Here is a 14,325-nt window from a genome sequence, read left to right as displayed (position 1 = left end):
GCAATGTCGTCTGTGGCGCGCGGATGTAGCGCAGTTGGTAGCGCATCACCTTGCCAAGGTGAGGGTCGCGGGTTCGAATCCCGTCATCCGCTCGAAGGTGCAGTGGCATCAACCCCAGCGGTGGAGTGGCCGAGTGGTGAGGCAACGGCCTGCAAAGCCGTGCACACGGGTTCGATTCCCGTCTCCACCTCCAAGTTGGACCCAGCGCGATTAGCTCAGCGGGAGAGCGCTTCCCTGACACGGAAGAGGTCACTGGTTCAATCCCAGTATCGCGCACGTAGATCCCCGGGCCGGCCAGCCGGAGCTGAAGTACTCGCCGGCTGCCGTTGCCAGCGTCGACGACGAACGCTGCAAGCCTTGAACTTGCGCCCAATCGACCGTCGCGCGCAACAGTCTTGGAGCGCCCGCGAAACAGCTGATATCGGTCGTGCTGTCGACGGCCGTTTTCGCTAGGCGTACCGTCGACCTTGATGGCCATCGAGGGATACGAGTATTTCGATACCGACAACAATTGCCCCGACTGCCATCGACCGCTGCAGGATCGGGCGGCATATCAGACCACGAACGGCGAAGTCACGGTGCTCACCCGAGAGGGTATCTACTGCTACTACGAGGACTGCCCCCGTTAGGGGCCGCGAGCCGAGGCAGCATGTGCTCGTGACAACTTGCCCCCGGTGCGGAAGCGCCGACACCTATGCAGTGGACGACTCCCGAGGTTCCAAAACACAACTCTGGGAATGCGGCGACTGTCAGAAGAAATTCTTCCCGGCACGCGTGCGTCCCGAAATCGCCGACAAGTAATGGTGTTCCGCGGCGTGGCCGCTCGGCTGCCGCCCATCTCGACCGTGCACCTCGGTTCTCGACAGAGCATCCGCGCAGTGAGCGGCGTGCCGTCACCGCCGCGATTGCTGCATCATTTGTGCATCGAAAGGGTTCAACGCGTCAACTTCGAGCGAAGAAGAGCCGAGGTATGCGCGAGGAACATCGAGGTGGTTGGCCCAACCGCCCCCCGCGCCGTGGCTGCGCGTCGCCACCGACTTCATCGAATGCAACGCCCATGCCGACATCACCGTGGTCGACATCGCCTTCGTCGCGCATGTGACCCCCGGGCATTGCAGTTGGCCCCCGGCCGGTTCGCTCGCCACTACAGGGACAGGTTCGGGGGTTAACCGGAGGCCACGTTGAAGGGCGCGGACTACACCGCTCGCAAACCGCGTCCCCGCACCAGCTGATCGGCCGGCTGTTTAGCTGAGCTGAGCGACGGGAACGGGGTGTTGAGCGTCGGCTCTGGGATTGGTCACGTTTCGGTCCGGCGTGAGGCGTTCGACGGGGTGACCCTGAGAGTTCAGCAGCGAGCCTGGCCTGTCGAGCGCCGCACAACTTTCGACATTCATCGATGCACTATCGGTGCACCGACGCCACGATACAGAGAGCGGCGTGAATCACGACACCAGCGTTTCGCCGTCGCTGCGGCCGGGCATCAACACTGCGGCGGCCGGCAACTGATCCTCCACATGGGGAGCGTGTTGAGCGGCGTACGTTGCCGGCCGCCATTAGACCAGCCGATCTCCCAGGTGTGTGGGTTTTGAAGTGTTCGGGTAGCCGGTGAGCAATGGAACTTCTCGGAGCGTTGGCCATCGTCGGCCTGCTAGTCGGTACGGTTCTGATCGGCATAGCCGCCTCGCTGGATGCGCGTTCGCACTGGCTAGACATGTCCAGCCGGACACGGCGATTCGTACAGTCGGAGCGGTTCACATCATCGCCATTTCGCCGGCGCGGTCGATGAGCGCACAGAGATTCCACTAGATTGCCATGCATGCGGCTCAGCGCAGCGTTCTTTGCCAACCGTGCCGACGTCGTGAACGGCATGCTCAGCGTCGACGGCGGTTTCTGGGCGAGCACCACGGTCGCGCCGCGTTCGTCAGGCTTCAGCTGCTACACCGTGGTGCTTTGCGACGTCGGACACGACGACATCGGCCACCACCAAACCTTGCTCGTCGACGCGGCCGGCCCCACCGGGCAACGATGGCCTGCCGTGCAGACCGCGAACTTCCTGGTTGAAACGCCGATGTTGTTCATGCGCCTGCCGGAGATGGTGCTGCCCATAGAGCCTGCGGGTGGACGGCATGTCTATACATTCCGCCTGGACGGCCAGCACGAACGGGTCGATATTGCCATCGACGTCCTCATCGGCGACCGGTGAGAGCCGGGCCTATGGGCAAAAGGACTCGATAGCTTCGCTGCACCTACTACGCTCTTTCGAAGGCCAACCGGTCATGACACCAAGGGGTGGGACGTGATTCGCGAACTCTTCGCCGCTGCTGCCATTGCCGGCGCCGTCATCAGCACTGCGCCGCTCGCCGCCGCCGACGATCGGATCTATTTCGACGAGCCGGGGCGCTACGCCACCGACGTGCCGGGCATGAACTACGACGCCCATCTCGCCGGCCCCTGCACCAACATGGAGCTGTTCACGTTCGGGCGGGGCCCCGGAGGCGAGACGCTGCAATGCCGCTGGATCGAAAACCAGTGGCCCCCGGTGTACACCGGCTTCTGGGTCGCGTCCTACGAGCTGTTCGGCGTCCAGGAAGTGGGCGCGCCGTGCCCGAAGCCGCAGTCGGCGGCACAGTCACCAGACGGAAAACCGATGCTGTGCCTCGGTACTCGCGGGTGGCAACCCGGTTTCTTCACCCGGGAGGGCTTCTTCCCGCGCTGAGGCCCGACCCTCAATGCAGGGTTGATCAGCTGCGCAGCGTGCGGCTCGGCGGCCGACCGAACGTCTCTTTGTAGATGCCGCTGAACCGGCCGGCGTGGCCGAACCCCCAGCGCCCCGCGATTGCTGTCACCGTGTCGACGGTGGGATCGGCGGCCTGCAGGTCACGGTGCGCACGGTCGAGGCGCACCCGGCGCAGATACTCCAGCGGAGTCGTGCCGAGATGCCGACGAAACACGTACTGCACCGAGCGCGGCGTCACGTTGACCGCTGCTGCGATGTCGCTGAGCGTGATGTCCTGGCGTGCGTTCTCGTCGATGAACGCGATCGCGCGCTGCAGCAACGGTGGCTGCGATCTCGTGGTCTCGACGTGGCTACGCATTTGCTGAGGTATTACCCGAAGTCGGATCGGTGAAACTGGATCGCGGCCAGCGGCGACCCTGACACGATCAAGCGATGACCGACCGCATCGAGATTGCGCGCAACATCGCCGCCCCGGCCGCCGACGTCTTCGCTGTGCTGTGCGACCCGCAGGGCCACGTCGCGATCGACGCGACAGGCATGCTCCAGGACGCCGACGGTGACCCAGTGCGGAAGGTCGGCGACAGTTTCGTCGTCCATATGGACCGCGAGTCGCTCAACGACTTCCCACTGGGCAGATACGACGTCACCGTGTCCATCAGGGAGTTCGAGCAGGACCGCCTGATCGCGTGGACGATTCTCGGGCAGATCCGCCCGCAGATCGGCCACGTGTATGGCTATCGACTGGAACCGGTCGCCGACGGCACGCTCGTCACGTCGTTTTACGACTGGTCCGACATTGATCCGCATTGGCGCGAGGCGAACATCTTTCCCGTCGTCTCCGAATCCGCCCTTCGCGCCACTCTCGGCATCCTGGACCGGACCGTCCGACGCGGCTACCCCAGATCGTCAACCCAAGGTTGACGAAAGCGTCGTCGTCAACCTAAAGTTGACGCATGACCGAGTCCGCGAAGATCACCAATCCTGTCCGCCTCGACGACCTCATCGACGTCATCAAACACGTGCACTCGGAGCCGCTCGACCAGCTCACCGACGCGGTGCTGGCCGCCGAGGCACTCGGCGAGATCGCCGACCATCTCATCGGTCACTTCGTCGACCAGGCGCGCCGGTCGGGAGCGTCATGGACCGACATCGGCAAGTGCATGGGCGTGACGAAGCAGGCGGCCCAGAAGCGCTTCGTACCGAAGTCACCCATGGATTCGGCCGCGCTCGACCCTGAGGCCGGGTTCAGCCGCTTCACGCCCCGCGCCCGCAACGTGGTGGTCGAGGCGCAAAACAAGGCGCAGGAGGCCGGTAACGCCGAGATCAGCCCGGCGCACCTGCTGCTGGCGATGTTCGCAGATCCGACCGGAATCGCGGTCAAGCTGCTCGCCGGACAAGGCATCGACGGCGACAAGGTCGCGAGTGCGGTCACGCTGCCCGCGCGCGCCGAGTGCGATCTCCCGCCGCTGACGCCGTTCGATGCGGCGTCGAAAAAGGTCCTCGAGTTGACATTCCGTCAAGCACTTCGCTTGGGCCATAACTACGTTGGCACCGAGCACATTGTGCTGGCCCTGTTCGAGGCCGAGGACGATGGCGGCGTCCTGCACCGCCTCGGTGTCGACAAGGACCGCTTCGAGAACGACCTGACCAAGGCGCTCGAGCCGTTCGTGAAGGGCTGATCTCACAACGCGGAGCCCTGTGGCGTCTACATGATGTGAGGGTGCGACCGTTCGAAGACGTGGTAGCCGCGCACGGAGCGACCGTGCTGCGGGTCTGCCGCGCCGTCGTCGGGCCGGTGGACGCTGACGACGCCTGGTCGGAGACTTTCCTGTCAGCGCTGCGCGCCTACCCGGACTTGTCCGAGGATGCCAACGTCGAAGCGTGGTTGGTGACCATCGCCCACCGGCGCGCACTCGACGTCGGGCGCGCGAGGTCCCGCGCGCCGGTACCGACCGACGCCATGCCCGAACGGGTGGCCGCCCGAGCCGACCCGGCAACCCGTGACCCCGATCTGTGGTCGGCGCTGTCGCGGCTGCCGACCAAACAGCGGCAGGCGGTGGCCTACCACCACATCGCCGGGTTGCCGTTCGCCGACATCGCCAGGCTTCTCGGCAACTCGCCCGAGGCCGCCCGCCGCGCCGCCGCCGACGGCATCAAGACGCTCCGCAAGACTTACCGGAAGGACGAAATAGCATGACGAGCAACCTTTTCGACTCCCTGGCCGCCGATGAGAAGACACTGGCGCGGTTGCACCTGCGGCTCGAGCAGGACGCGGACAGCGAGGGTGTGCTCGACGTCGCCTACCGCACCCTCGACACACCGGTGGGCACCCTGCTGCTGGCCGCCACCCGCGCCGGCCTGGTTCGCGTCGCCTACGACATCGAGGGGCACGACGCGGTACTCGCGCTGCTGGCCGACGCTGTGAGCCCACGCGTCCTGCACGCGCCTGCACGGCTGGATTCCGCCGCGCACCAGATCGAGGAGTATTTCGCGAAGCGCCGCACCACCTTTGACGTGCCGATCGACATGCGCCTGGCTGACGGCTTCCGGCGCAGCGTCATCGAGCATCTGCGCGACATCGGTTACGGCCATCGGGAGACCTATGCCACCGTCGCGGCCGCCATCGGCCACCCGCGGGCGGTGCGGGCCGTCGGCACGGCTTGCTCGCGTAACCCGCTGCCGGTGGTGATCCCCTGCCATCGCGTCGTGCGCTCGGACGGGTCGACCGGACAGTACATCGGCGGACCACTGGCCAAGTCGGCGTTGCTCGACCTCGAGGCCGCCTGAGGGAATGAAACAGTCCGCGACGCGGTAGAACGTCGCATGAAGCTCAATGAAGCCGCCCGCGCGCTCATCGGTGCGGGCGCCGACGCCACGCTGGTCACGCTCAACCCCGACGGCAGCCCGCAGGTCACGCTGGTATGGGTGGCGTTGCAGTCGAACCCGGACGGCGACGAACTGGTAACCGCGCATCTGGCCGAGCACAAGAAGGTCCGCAATGTGAGACGCGACCCGCGCGTCGCGGTGACCATCCTTTCGCCGGAGGGACCCGGTGAGGTGATGCGCCCGTATCTGGCGATCAACGGCACCGCGCGCATCGTCGAAGGCGGCGCGCCCGAACTGCTCGACCAGCTCGCCCAGACGTTGGCAAACCCGGCGGTGAAGTTCCCGCCCGACGGCGCGCCGCCGGGCTATCTCACCCGGATCCGCATCGACAAGGTCGGCGGCGTTGGCCCCTCGGTGCCCTGAAGCGGCTGTAACACGTTTCAGTTTGTGCCATCATTCGTGCATGCGTCGCTGGTTCGTCCTCCTGATCGCCGCGATGGCTGCCGTGGCCGGCCTCACGGCCGTGCCCGTCTCCGCCGCGACCGCGCCGATCGGGCGTCTCGGCGACACGCTGCAAGTGAACTTCAAAGGCCTAGTCGCCGACATCACGGTGCACAGCATCGCTCCATCACCGATCCCGCCCGGGTTCGGCTACCCCCCGCGTCCGCCTCGTCATCAGGTGTGGCGCGCGCAGGTGACCGTACATCCGGTCAAGGTGCCCACCCCCTACGCGCAGAGCATCACCTACTCCTTCCGCGGAGTCACGCCGACCGGCGACGCGTATGAACCGCGCAACTCCGACGCGCCGGATGCGCTGCGGTACGCCCTGCTCAACGCGCCCGCCGGATCCACGGTGAGCGGTGGCGTCTGGTGGGACTGCTACCGCGATTTGGTATCCAACGTCGTACTCGTCGACAAGGTCACCGGCGAACACCTGGCGCAGTGGAACGTGTAGCGCGCGTTGCGCATTGAGGTCGCCGCTGCCGTCGACGCCGACATCGCAGAACTCGCCGACGTCGCGGCCGAGACGTTCCCGCTCGCCTGTCCCCCGTCGGTGACGGCTGACAACATCGCGGCGTTCATCGACCAACATCTGTCCGAAGCCCGGTTTCTGGGCTACCTGTCCGATCCCGACCGGGTGGTGCTCGCCGCTCGGTCGAACACCCGAATTATCGGATACGCCATGCTGATTCGTGGCGTCCCCGACGACGGCGATGTGCAGCGTGCGGTCACGATCCGGCCGGCCGTCGAGCTGTCGAAGATCTACGTGCTGCCCGACTGTCACGGCGCGGGCGCGGCTACGGCGCTGATGACCGCGGCGCTGCAGCGGGCCGGTGATCTCGACGCCAGGAGCGTGTGGCTCGGCGTCAACCAGCAGAACGGCCGCGCGCAACGGTTCTACGGCAAGCACGGGTTCACCATCGCCGGCACGAGAAGCTTCCGGCTCGGCACAGGCTTCGAGAACGACTACGTGATGGTGCGTCCGCTCTGACTCCCCGGCCGAACGTTCCTTACCACTCGAAAAGTGGCCGGAATTTCGAGCGGTACGGAACGTTCGCGCCTAAGCGTCGCCCTGGCGGGACAAGGCCAGGAGCCGCGACGTCGCCCGCAGATACTTCTTGCGAAACCCACCGGCGAGCATGTCCTCGCTGAAGACGGTGTCGAGTTTGGCCCCCGACGCGATCACCGGGATTCCGGCGTCGTAGAGCCGGTCGGTCAGCGACACCAGCCGCAGCGCCACATTCTGGTCGTCGATCGGGTGCACATCGGTCAGGTACACCGCGGACACCCCTTCGATCAGCGTCGAATAGCGCGACGGATGCATGGTCGCCAGGTGCGCACACAACTCGTCGAAACCGTCGAGCGTCGCACCGGGACGCTGGGCGGCGCCACGAACCACGTCGTCGTCGCTGGGCGGCTCCGGCGCCGGCGGCAGACCGCGATGCCGATAGTCCGGCCCGTCGATCCGCACAGTGGTGAAAATCGCGGCGAGTGTGTTGATTTCGCGGAGGAAGTCCTGCGCGGCGAAGCGTCCCTCGCCGAGTTGTTCGGGCAGCGTATTGGATGTCGCCGCAACCGACACACCGCGTTCGACGAGTTGCGACAGCAGACGCGAGATCAGCGTGGTGTTGCCCGGGTCGTCGAGCTCGAACTCGTCGATGCACACCACCACATAGTCCGCCAACAGCTCGATGCACTCGACGAAACCGAAAACGCTTGCCAATTGCGTCAATTCGCCGAACGTCGCGAACGCCTTCGGTTCCGGCAGGCGGTAGTACGACGACGCCAGCAGATGGGTCTTGCCCACGCCGAATCCACCGTCGAGGTACAGCCCGACGCCGGGAAGCGTCTCGCGACGGCCGAACAGCTTCTTTTTTCCCGCGCGACGCTCGACGGCCTGATCGCAGAACTGCGCACACGACTGCACCGCCGCGGCCTGCGACGGCTCGGCGGGGTCGGGCAGGTAGCTGTCGAAGCTGACGTCGGCGAACGTCGGCGGGGGGACGAGTTGAGCGATCAGACGCTCGGGGGTGACGTCGGGGTGCCGATCGACCAGATGGCCGACACCACTGGACCCGTGCATGCAGGCACCTTAACGGCGTGCTGCAATCGTGTTCATGGCCGATACCGCCGCGGGGGCGCAGTACACCGTGCTGGGGCCCACCGGCCCGCAGATCGACGGCGCCGAGGGCCGGCTGTCGGACTTCTACGCATACCCCGAGGGCCTGCAGCGCTGCTGGGTGCGGGGCAACATGATCGCCAGCGTCGACGGCGGGGCCAGTTCGGGCGGCAAGACCGCCGGACTGGGCGGTGCGGGCGACCACGGCCTGTTCACACTGATGCGCTACGCCGCAGACGTCATCGTGGTCGGCGCGGCCACCGTGCGCACGGAGAATTACTCCGGCGCGCAGGTGCCCGTCGCGCATCGCAGCGCCCGACAGGGTCGCGGCCAGCAGGAGGTGCCGCCGATCGCGGTCATCACCCGTTCCGGCGACCTCGACCCGACCGCGCTGTTCTTCACCCGCACCGAGGTCCCGCCGCTGGTACTCACCAGCACCCAGTCGTTCGAGGCCACCCGCGCGCGCCTGGGTGCGGTCGCCGACGTCATCGACGCGTCGGCATCCGCACCCGACCAGGTAGACGGTGCGAGGGTGCTCGAGACGCTCGCTGAGCGCAGGCTCTTGCGAGTGCTCACCGAGGGCGGTCCGCTCATCCTGAGCCTGTTCATCGAACACGGACTGCTCGACGAGCTGTGCCTGACGGTGGCACCGTTCCTGGTCGGCGGTGCGGCGCCGCGGATCGCCACCGGCCCGGGCGAAGTGCACCACCGGATGCGCCCGGCTCATCTGCTGTCCGACGACGAGGGTTACCTCTACACCCGCTACGTGCGCGGTTGAGGCGTCACGCATCAGTACTGTGGTCTGCATGCGGCGGCGTCTTCAGCTGGCCTTGAGCCTGGTCGTCATCTCGGTGTTCGTCGCTGCCTGCGCTCCGATCCTCGCCGCCAATCCGCGCTACGCCACCGACTCAGGCGCCAAACCGCAGGGTCAGCCGCAAGCCGCCCCGCCGCCGGCCGCGACGCCGGGGATCGACGTGCCGAAGAACGACCTGACGTGGCGCGACTGCACGTCGCGGGTGTTCACCGAGGCCGCCATCACGCCGCTACCCGCCGTGACGCTCGACTGCGCCACCTTCGACGCCGACCTCGATCCCATCAACGGCGCGACCGGCAACCTGAGCATCGGTGTGGTGCGGGCGAAGTCCGCGCAGACCCCGGCGGACGCCGGACCACTGGTGATGACCACAGGTTCGGATCTGCCGTCGTCGACACAACTGCCGGTGTGGTTGTCGCGGTCGGGTGTCGACGTACTCAACACGCGTCCCGTCGTGGCGATCGACCGTCGCGGCATGGGTCTGTCGGGCGCGCTGGACTGTCGCGACCTCTTCGACCGCCAGGAGATGGCCGACCAGGCGCAGTTCCAGTCCGGCGACGACCCGGTCGCCAACCTCGGTGCGATCGTGCAGACCGCGACCACCAGTTGCACCGACACCATCGCCCCGGGTGACTCGGCCTACGACAACGGTCACGCCGCCGAGGACATCGAGCGGTTGCGCAGTACGTGGGACGTGCCGACGTTGGCGCTGCTCGGTATCGGCAACGGCGCCCAGGTGGCACTCGCGTACGCCAGCTCGCATCCCACCAAGGTGGCGCGCCTGGTCCTCGATTCGCCGCTGCCGCTGGGCATCGCCGCCGAGGCCGCCATGGAGCAGCGCGTCAAAGGCGAGCAGGCCGCACTCGATGCGTGGGCCGCTCAATGCGTGGCCGCCAACTGCCCACTGGCGCCCGATCCCAAGGCCGCCGTCGACGCCGTGCTGAATCAGGCACGCGGGTACGACTCGCTCGGGTCGCGGTCGGTGGCCACCGTCGCCGACGCCATCGCCACCGCGCTGGCCTATCCGCGCGGCGACCGCGTCGCGGCCATGAACAGCCTGGCCTCCGCGGTGGCAGGCACCCGCTCCGGCGATTGGAGTGCGATGACCAACCTGATCAACGACGCCGAGGCGCTGCGTGACACCGACGGTCACTTCGTCAACGGCTGCAGTGATTCGCTGAACCGGCCGACACCGGACCGGGTCCGCGAACTCGTCGTCGCCTGGGGCAAGCTCTACCCGCAGTTCGGTGCGGTCGGTGCCCTCGATCTGGTCAAGTGCCTGAACTGGCCCAGCGGTGCGACGCCGCAAGAGCCGCAGAACCTGAAGTTCCCGGTGCTGCTGCTCGGCACGCAGAACGACCCGGTCGTCGGCAACGAAGGCGTGGCAGCCGTCGCGGCCACCGTGCTCAACGCGGGCACCAGCAACAAGCGGGTGATGTGGCAGGGCATCGGCCACGGCGCGGCCATCTACTCGCCGTGCGCGCTGCCCCCACTGACGGGCTACCTCGACACCGGCAAGCTCCCGGAAACCGACACGTTCTGCCCGGCCTGACGACTCGTCTCGTCGCCATCGGTGTACGGTGCGCTGGTGCGCGATCTTGTCCTGGCCGCCTTCCGGCCCCGCACCTCCCCGCCCTCGGTGGCCACGGTGCTGCGGTCCATCCTGTGGCCGCTGGCGATTCTGTTCATCATCCACCGCAGCTTTGTCCTGGCTACGAACGGCTACATCACCGACGACTACGGACCTGTGTACCGCGCCGTCGTGAACTTCAAGATGGGCTGGGACATCTACAACGAGCACTTCAATCATGTCGACCCGCACTACCTGTACCCGCCGGGTGGCACATTGATCATGGCGCCGTTCGGCTATCTACCCGTCGACGCATCGCGCTACTGGTTCATCACGTTCAACACGATCGCCATCGTGCTGGCCGCGTACTTGCTGGTGAAACTGTTCGGATACGGAGTGAACTCCGTGGCGCTGCCTGCGTTGCTGGCTGCGATGTTCATCAGCGAGAGCGTCGTCAACACACTCGTTTTCGGGAACATCAACGGGTGCCTCCTGTTGCTGGAGGTGCTCTTCTTCCGCTGGTTGCTCACCGGCGAGAGGAAGTATGAGTGGTTGGCGGGAGTAGCCATCGGCCTGACGCTCGTCGTCAAACCGATCCTGGCCCCGCTCTTGTTGCTGCCGCTGCTCAACCGGCAGTGGCGCCCACTCGTCGGCGCGGTCGTGGTACCTGCGGTGTTCAATATCGCGGCGTGGCCGTTGATCAGCGACCCGATGAACTTCATCACGCGGACGGTGCCCTACCTTCTCACCACGCGGGACTACTTCAACAGCTCGATCGCGGGCAACGGCATCTACTACGGCCTGCCCATGTGGCTGATCCTGGTGCTGCGCATCGCTTTCGTGGTGCTCGCCGGCTACACGCTGTGGCTGCTCTACAAGTACTACCGGACCCAGGACCCGCTGTTCTGGATGCTGACGTCCTCCGGTGTACTGCTCATTGCGACGTTCCTGGTGCTCTCGTTGGGCCAGGGCTACTACTCGATGATGCTGTTCCCGTTCCTGATGACGGTGGTGCTGCGTAATTCAGTGCTCCGCAACTGGGTGGCCTGGGTGGCCATCTACGGGTTCATGAGCGCTGACCGTTGGCTTCTCGGACACTGGCCGACGACGGGCCGCTTCCTCGAGTACATGAAGTTCACCTACGGCTGGGGACTGATGCTGGTCGTCGTGTTCTCGGTGTTGTATTTCCGCTACCTGGACGCGAAATCCGAAGGGCGTCTTGACGAGGGCATCGATCCAGTGTGGCTCCAGAAGACCAAGGAAACAGCGCCGGCCTAGTCAGCGCGACGCTGCGGCAGGCGCTTTCGATGCCGAGTCCAGCAATTCGAGCATCTCGATCGCGCTCAAGGGCGGACTGTAGAAGTACCCCTGCGCGATGTCGCAGCCGTATCCGCGGAGGCGGGCCGCGGTTTCGGCGTTCTCGACCCCCTCGGCGACCGTCGTGACCCCGAGGACATGCGAGAGGTCGATCACGGCCCGCACGATGGCCGCGGCCCGCCAGTCGACGAGCACCGGTGCGACGAACTGCCGATCCAATTTCACCTCGTCGATGGGCAGGTCGCGCAGATAGGACAACGCCGAGTAACCGCTGCCGAAATCGTCGATCGAGATACGGATCCCCTGCCTGCGCAATGCGTCCAGCACCTTGCGCGTACGACTCATGTTGTCCAGCAACAGATCCTCGGTGATCTCCACGGTCAGCGTCTCGGGACTCAGGTTGCGGCTCGCCAGCGCACGCACGATCTGCCCTGGTAGGTCGACATCGCTCAACGAGGGTGCGAAGAGGTTCACCGCGATCGGCACCTTGAAGCCGCGCGAGCGCCACCAGGCCGCGTCATCGAGCGCCTGGGCCAAGACAACCTCCGTCATCGACCACATCAATCCGTGTCGCCGGACGAGTGGCAGGAACTGGTCTGGGCCGAGCAGACCCCGCTCAGGATGCGGCCAGCGGACCAACGCTTCGACGCCGACGATCTCGGCGCCACGCAAGTTGAACTTCGGTTGGTACACTACGCTCAGATCGAGATTGGCTATGGCAGATCGTAATTCGCCGAGCAGGCGCACCGCCATCGCGCCGTGGCGGGTGCCGCCGTTGGCCTCGATCGGATCCATCAGGTACATGTCCGGGCTGAAGGTGTGGACGCCGCCGGTGCGCGCCCGTTTGGCCGAATACATGGCCACGTCGGCCTGCTTGAGCAGCGCCTCGGCGGTAGTTTCGCGGCCTTCGGGCGAAGCGACGGCAAGGCCGACGCTGGGCCGAACCAGGATCTCCTGCCCATCGACGATGAACGGCTCGTCGAACGCTCGACTGATGCGGCGGGCGATGGCGTGGGCGTCATCGGCGCTGCCTTCCAACAGCACGGCGAATTCGTCACCGCCGAGACGCGCGAGCGTGTCGCTGCTCCGCACACACGCCATCAACCGTTGAGCCGACTGGACCAGCAGCACATCTCCGGCGGGGTGGCCGAGGCTGTCGTTGACGAGCTTGAAGTCGTCGAGATCCAGTGACAGAACCGAGACCGCCTGGTCGTCGCGCTGGTGCAATTGGACGGCATGGGACAGGCGGTCGTTGAACAGGACCCGGTTGGCCAGTCCGGTGAGCGGGTCGCGCAGCGCTTGTTCGGCCGCGTTGGCCAACAGCCGACGGTTCTCCCCGACCACGATGAACTGCCGGGCCAACACCACAGCCACCAGCACGATCGAGGAGGCTAGGACAGGGCCTAGAGTCGACAACGGCATCAGCTCCGGGCCACACACCAACGCCGCCAACAGGATCGGCACATAGGGGAGCCAGATCTCCAGACGCGACGGCACGACGGGCGTCTGCTCCTCTACCTGACTGGCCTGCCTGCTGTGCAGTGCGGCGAGGCCCAGCAACAGCAGTCCGCCGATCCAGCCGATGTCGATGATGTTTCCGGTGTCGTATCCGCCCGACGTGGTCAGATACACGAATGCGGTGTCGGACACGGCATTCAGCACGTTACCTGCTGTCAGCAGGATCAGAGTGGTGCGTTGCGCGGTGCGGGCACGCATAAGCACCAGCACCGCGATGGTGACCACGACGAGATCACTGACCGGGTAGGCGATCGATAGACCGACAGCGAAACCGCTTACGCCGTTGGCCTCGTTGATGTCACGCAGAACGAGTATCCAGTACACCTCGAACAGCGCCGCGGCGACCAACAACCCATCCAGGATGACGCGAGTACGGGATTGGTTCGTGTATCCGGCGGGAAAAAGCAGCAACGCCAGACACGCAGCGACGGGATACATCAGGTACGCCACGTCGGCTACGGACGGGAAGGGGTCCATATCGAGGACGATCCGGCAGAACGCCCATATGACCTCGCCGACGGCCCATCCCGCCAGGCCCACCGTCATACATCGCCAGGCCGTGCGCTGGCGGCCACAGGCCGACCGCGCAGCCAGTGCCGAACACCCCGTCGCGAAGATCGCGAACCCGATCAGGCCCACCGCGTCGACGACATGCAGGGTCGACACGCCACCCCAACCACCGATCAGCCATACGGCAAACAGGACGGCTGCTGTAGTGGCGACACCCGCGACTTTCGCGACCTCGGACACCGCTCAGAGGCTAGCAAAATACTGAACAGAGCAAAATACGTAACGGGCCGAACGGCGCCCCGGTTTGCCGCCTGATTCCCCTACAGCGAATCTGCGGCGCAACATCTGAGGTTCACCGGCTTTACGACATTGCTGCTGTTGCTCACCAGGGGGCCAAGCGCCCGAAGGCGCAC

At 65.9% G+C, this 14,325-nt stretch carries 17 protein-coding genes and 3 tRNA genes; 16 read left to right on the top strand and 4 right to left on the bottom strand.

Features of this window, described 5'->3' with window-relative positions; genetic code table 11:
- The first annotated feature begins 19 nt into the window (after window positions 1-19).
- The 4 genes from N4S67_RS14275 to N4S67_RS14260 all read left to right on the top strand — a co-directional run bounded on the left by N4S67_RS14275 (window position 20) and on the right by N4S67_RS14260 (window position 629).
- Window positions 20-92, top strand: a tRNA-Gly gene (locus tag N4S67_RS14275).
- Between the two features lie 27 nt (window positions 93-119).
- Window positions 120-193, top strand: a tRNA-Cys gene (locus N4S67_RS14270).
- A gap of 11 nt (window positions 194-204) precedes the next feature.
- Window positions 205-276: transfer RNA gene (locus N4S67_RS14265), tRNA-Val, on the top strand.
- Between the two features lie 194 nt (window positions 277-470).
- On the top strand, window positions 471-629 hold the full coding sequence (locus N4S67_RS14260; RefSeq protein ID WP_260993625.1) for a hypothetical protein: 159 nt from the start codon (window positions 471-473) through the stop codon (window positions 627-629).
- Window positions 630-893: 264 nt separating this feature from the next.
- Here the strand turns inward: N4S67_RS14260 and N4S67_RS14255 are convergent, their stop codons facing one another.
- Window positions 894-1,082 (bottom strand): hypothetical protein, encoded by a 189-nt coding sequence (locus N4S67_RS14255; RefSeq protein WP_260993624.1) that lies wholly within the window; start codon window positions 1,080-1,082, stop codon window positions 894-896.
- 734 nt (window positions 1,083-1,816) lie between these two features.
- On the opposite strand from N4S67_RS14255, the gene N4S67_RS14250 reads away from it, so the two are divergent.
- Both N4S67_RS14250 and N4S67_RS14245 read left to right on the top strand, forming a co-directional pair.
- Window positions 1,817-2,203, top strand: coding sequence for a hypothetical protein (locus N4S67_RS14250; RefSeq protein ID WP_260993623.1), 387 nt, complete (start codon window positions 1,817-1,819; stop codon window positions 2,201-2,203).
- A gap of 93 nt (window positions 2,204-2,296) precedes the next feature.
- Window positions 2,297-2,716 (top strand): hypothetical protein, encoded by a 420-nt coding sequence (locus N4S67_RS14245; protein ID WP_260993622.1) that lies wholly within the window; start codon window positions 2,297-2,299, stop codon window positions 2,714-2,716.
- A gap of 25 nt (window positions 2,717-2,741) precedes the next feature.
- Here N4S67_RS14245 and N4S67_RS14240 read toward each other — a convergent pair whose 3' ends face one another.
- Window positions 2,742-3,095, bottom strand: a complete 354-nt coding sequence (locus N4S67_RS14240) for a helix-turn-helix transcriptional regulator (RefSeq protein ID WP_260993621.1) — start codon at window positions 3,093-3,095, stop codon at window positions 2,742-2,744.
- Between the two features lie 74 nt (window positions 3,096-3,169).
- Here N4S67_RS14240 and N4S67_RS14235 point away from each other — a divergent pair, with 74 nt between their 5' ends.
- Genes N4S67_RS14235 through N4S67_RS14205 form a run of 7 tightly spaced genes read left to right on the top strand, consistent with a single transcriptional unit; the run spans window position 3,170 to window position 7,055 of the window.
- Window positions 3,170-3,658, top strand: a complete 489-nt coding sequence (locus tag N4S67_RS14235) for an SRPBCC family protein (protein WP_260993620.1) — start codon at window positions 3,170-3,172, stop codon at window positions 3,656-3,658.
- 32 nt (window positions 3,659-3,690) lie between these two features.
- On the top strand, window positions 3,691-4,416 hold the full coding sequence (locus N4S67_RS14230) for a Clp protease N-terminal domain-containing protein (protein WP_260993619.1): 726 nt from the start codon (window positions 3,691-3,693) through the stop codon (window positions 4,414-4,416).
- A 35-nt stretch (window positions 4,417-4,451) separates the two neighbouring features.
- Window positions 4,452-4,934 carry an RNA polymerase sigma factor gene (locus N4S67_RS14225; protein ID WP_260993618.1) on the top strand — a complete coding sequence of 161 codons (483 nt, stop codon included), beginning with the start codon at window positions 4,452-4,454 and terminating at the stop codon, window positions 4,932-4,934.
- Window positions 4,931-5,524, top strand: coding sequence for a methylated-DNA--[protein]-cysteine S-methyltransferase (locus N4S67_RS14220; RefSeq protein ID WP_260993617.1), 594 nt, complete (start codon window positions 4,931-4,933; stop codon window positions 5,522-5,524). Before N4S67_RS14225 ends, N4S67_RS14220 begins: the two co-directional genes overlap by 4 nt.
- 36 nt (window positions 5,525-5,560) lie before the next feature.
- Window positions 5,561-5,986 (top strand): PPOX class F420-dependent oxidoreductase, encoded by a 426-nt coding sequence (locus N4S67_RS14215; protein WP_260993616.1) that lies wholly within the window; start codon window positions 5,561-5,563, stop codon window positions 5,984-5,986.
- A 40-nt stretch (window positions 5,987-6,026) separates the two neighbouring features.
- Window positions 6,027-6,518, top strand: a complete 492-nt coding sequence (locus N4S67_RS14210) for a hypothetical protein (RefSeq protein WP_260993615.1) — start codon at window positions 6,027-6,029, stop codon at window positions 6,516-6,518.
- A 6-nt stretch (window positions 6,519-6,524) separates the two neighbouring features.
- Entirely contained in the window at window positions 6,525-7,055 is a 531-nt protein-coding gene (locus N4S67_RS14205) for a GNAT family N-acetyltransferase (protein WP_260993614.1), read from the top strand.
- A gap of 69 nt (window positions 7,056-7,124) precedes the next feature.
- Here N4S67_RS14205 and zapE read toward each other — a convergent pair whose 3' ends face one another.
- Entirely contained in the window at window positions 7,125-8,147 is a 1,023-nt protein-coding gene (gene zapE / locus N4S67_RS14200; RefSeq protein ID WP_260993613.1) for a cell division protein ZapE, read from the bottom strand.
- A 34-nt stretch (window positions 8,148-8,181) separates the two neighbouring features.
- Here zapE and N4S67_RS14195 point away from each other — a divergent pair, with 34 nt between their 5' ends.
- From N4S67_RS14195 to aftC, 3 genes are read left to right on the top strand one after another with little or no spacing between them, the layout of a single operon-like run.
- A complete protein-coding gene (locus N4S67_RS14195) occupies window positions 8,182-8,961 on the top strand; it encodes a pyrimidine reductase family protein (RefSeq protein WP_260993612.1) in 780 nt (259 codons plus the stop codon).
- A 28-nt stretch (window positions 8,962-8,989) separates the two neighbouring features.
- Entirely contained in the window at window positions 8,990-10,549 is a 1,560-nt protein-coding gene (locus tag N4S67_RS14190; protein WP_260993611.1) for an alpha/beta hydrolase, read from the top strand.
- A gap of 36 nt (window positions 10,550-10,585) precedes the next feature.
- Window positions 10,586-11,845, top strand: coding sequence for an arabinofuranan 3-O-arabinosyltransferase (aftC, locus tag N4S67_RS14185; RefSeq protein ID WP_260993610.1), 1,260 nt, complete (start codon window positions 10,586-10,588; stop codon window positions 11,843-11,845).
- Here aftC and N4S67_RS14180 read toward each other — a convergent pair whose 3' ends face one another.
- Entirely contained in the window at window positions 11,846-14,152 is a 2,307-nt protein-coding gene (locus tag N4S67_RS14180; RefSeq protein ID WP_260993609.1) for a putative bifunctional diguanylate cyclase/phosphodiesterase, read from the bottom strand.
- Window positions 14,153-14,325 lie beyond the last annotated feature (173 nt).

Origin of the sequence: Mycobacterium deserti (genome assembly GCF_025345615.1) — a bacterium.
Classification (GTDB): domain Bacteria; phylum Actinomycetota; class Actinomycetes; order Mycobacteriales; family Mycobacteriaceae; genus Mycobacterium; species Mycobacterium deserti.
The sequence above is the reverse complement of the archived record's forward strand: the minus strand, read 5'-3'. Positions and strand labels throughout refer to the sequence as shown.

Bases quoted from the DNA above. Each gene is read 5' to 3' on its own strand.
- N4S67_RS14210 (WP_260993615.1), top strand. From the start codon at position 6,027: ATGCGTCGCTGGTTCGTCCTCCTGATCGCCGCGATGGCTGCCGTGGCC.
- N4S67_RS14190 (WP_260993611.1), top strand. From the start codon at position 8,990: ATGCGGCGGCGTCTTCAGCTGGCCTTGAGCCTGGTCGTCATCTCGGTG.
- N4S67_RS14215 (WP_260993616.1), top strand. From the start codon at position 5,561: ATGAAGCTCAATGAAGCCGCCCGCGCGCTCATCGGTGCGGGCGCCGAC.
- N4S67_RS14230 (WP_260993619.1), top strand. From the start codon at position 3,691: ATGACCGAGTCCGCGAAGATCACCAATCCTGTCCGCCTCGACGACCTC.
- N4S67_RS14195 (WP_260993612.1), top strand. From the start codon at position 8,182: ATGGCCGATACCGCCGCGGGGGCGCAGTACACCGTGCTGGGGCCCACC.
- N4S67_RS14220 (WP_260993617.1), top strand. From the start codon at position 4,931: ATGACGAGCAACCTTTTCGACTCCCTGGCCGCCGATGAGAAGACACTG.
- N4S67_RS14240 (WP_260993621.1), bottom strand. From the start codon at position 3,095: ATGCGTAGCCACGTCGAGACCACGAGATCGCAGCCACCGTTGCTGCAG.
- N4S67_RS14255 (WP_260993624.1), bottom strand. From the start codon at position 1,082: ATGTCGACCACGGTGATGTCGGCATGGGCGTTGCATTCGATGAAGTCG.
- N4S67_RS14235 (WP_260993620.1), top strand. From the start codon at position 3,170: ATGACCGACCGCATCGAGATTGCGCGCAACATCGCCGCCCCGGCCGCC.
- N4S67_RS14260 (WP_260993625.1), top strand. From the start codon at position 471: ATGGCCATCGAGGGATACGAGTATTTCGATACCGACAACAATTGCCCC.
- zapE (WP_260993613.1), bottom strand. From the start codon at position 8,147: ATGCACGGGTCCAGTGGTGTCGGCCATCTGGTCGATCGGCACCCCGAC.
- N4S67_RS14250 (WP_260993623.1), top strand. From the start codon at position 1,817: ATGCGGCTCAGCGCAGCGTTCTTTGCCAACCGTGCCGACGTCGTGAAC.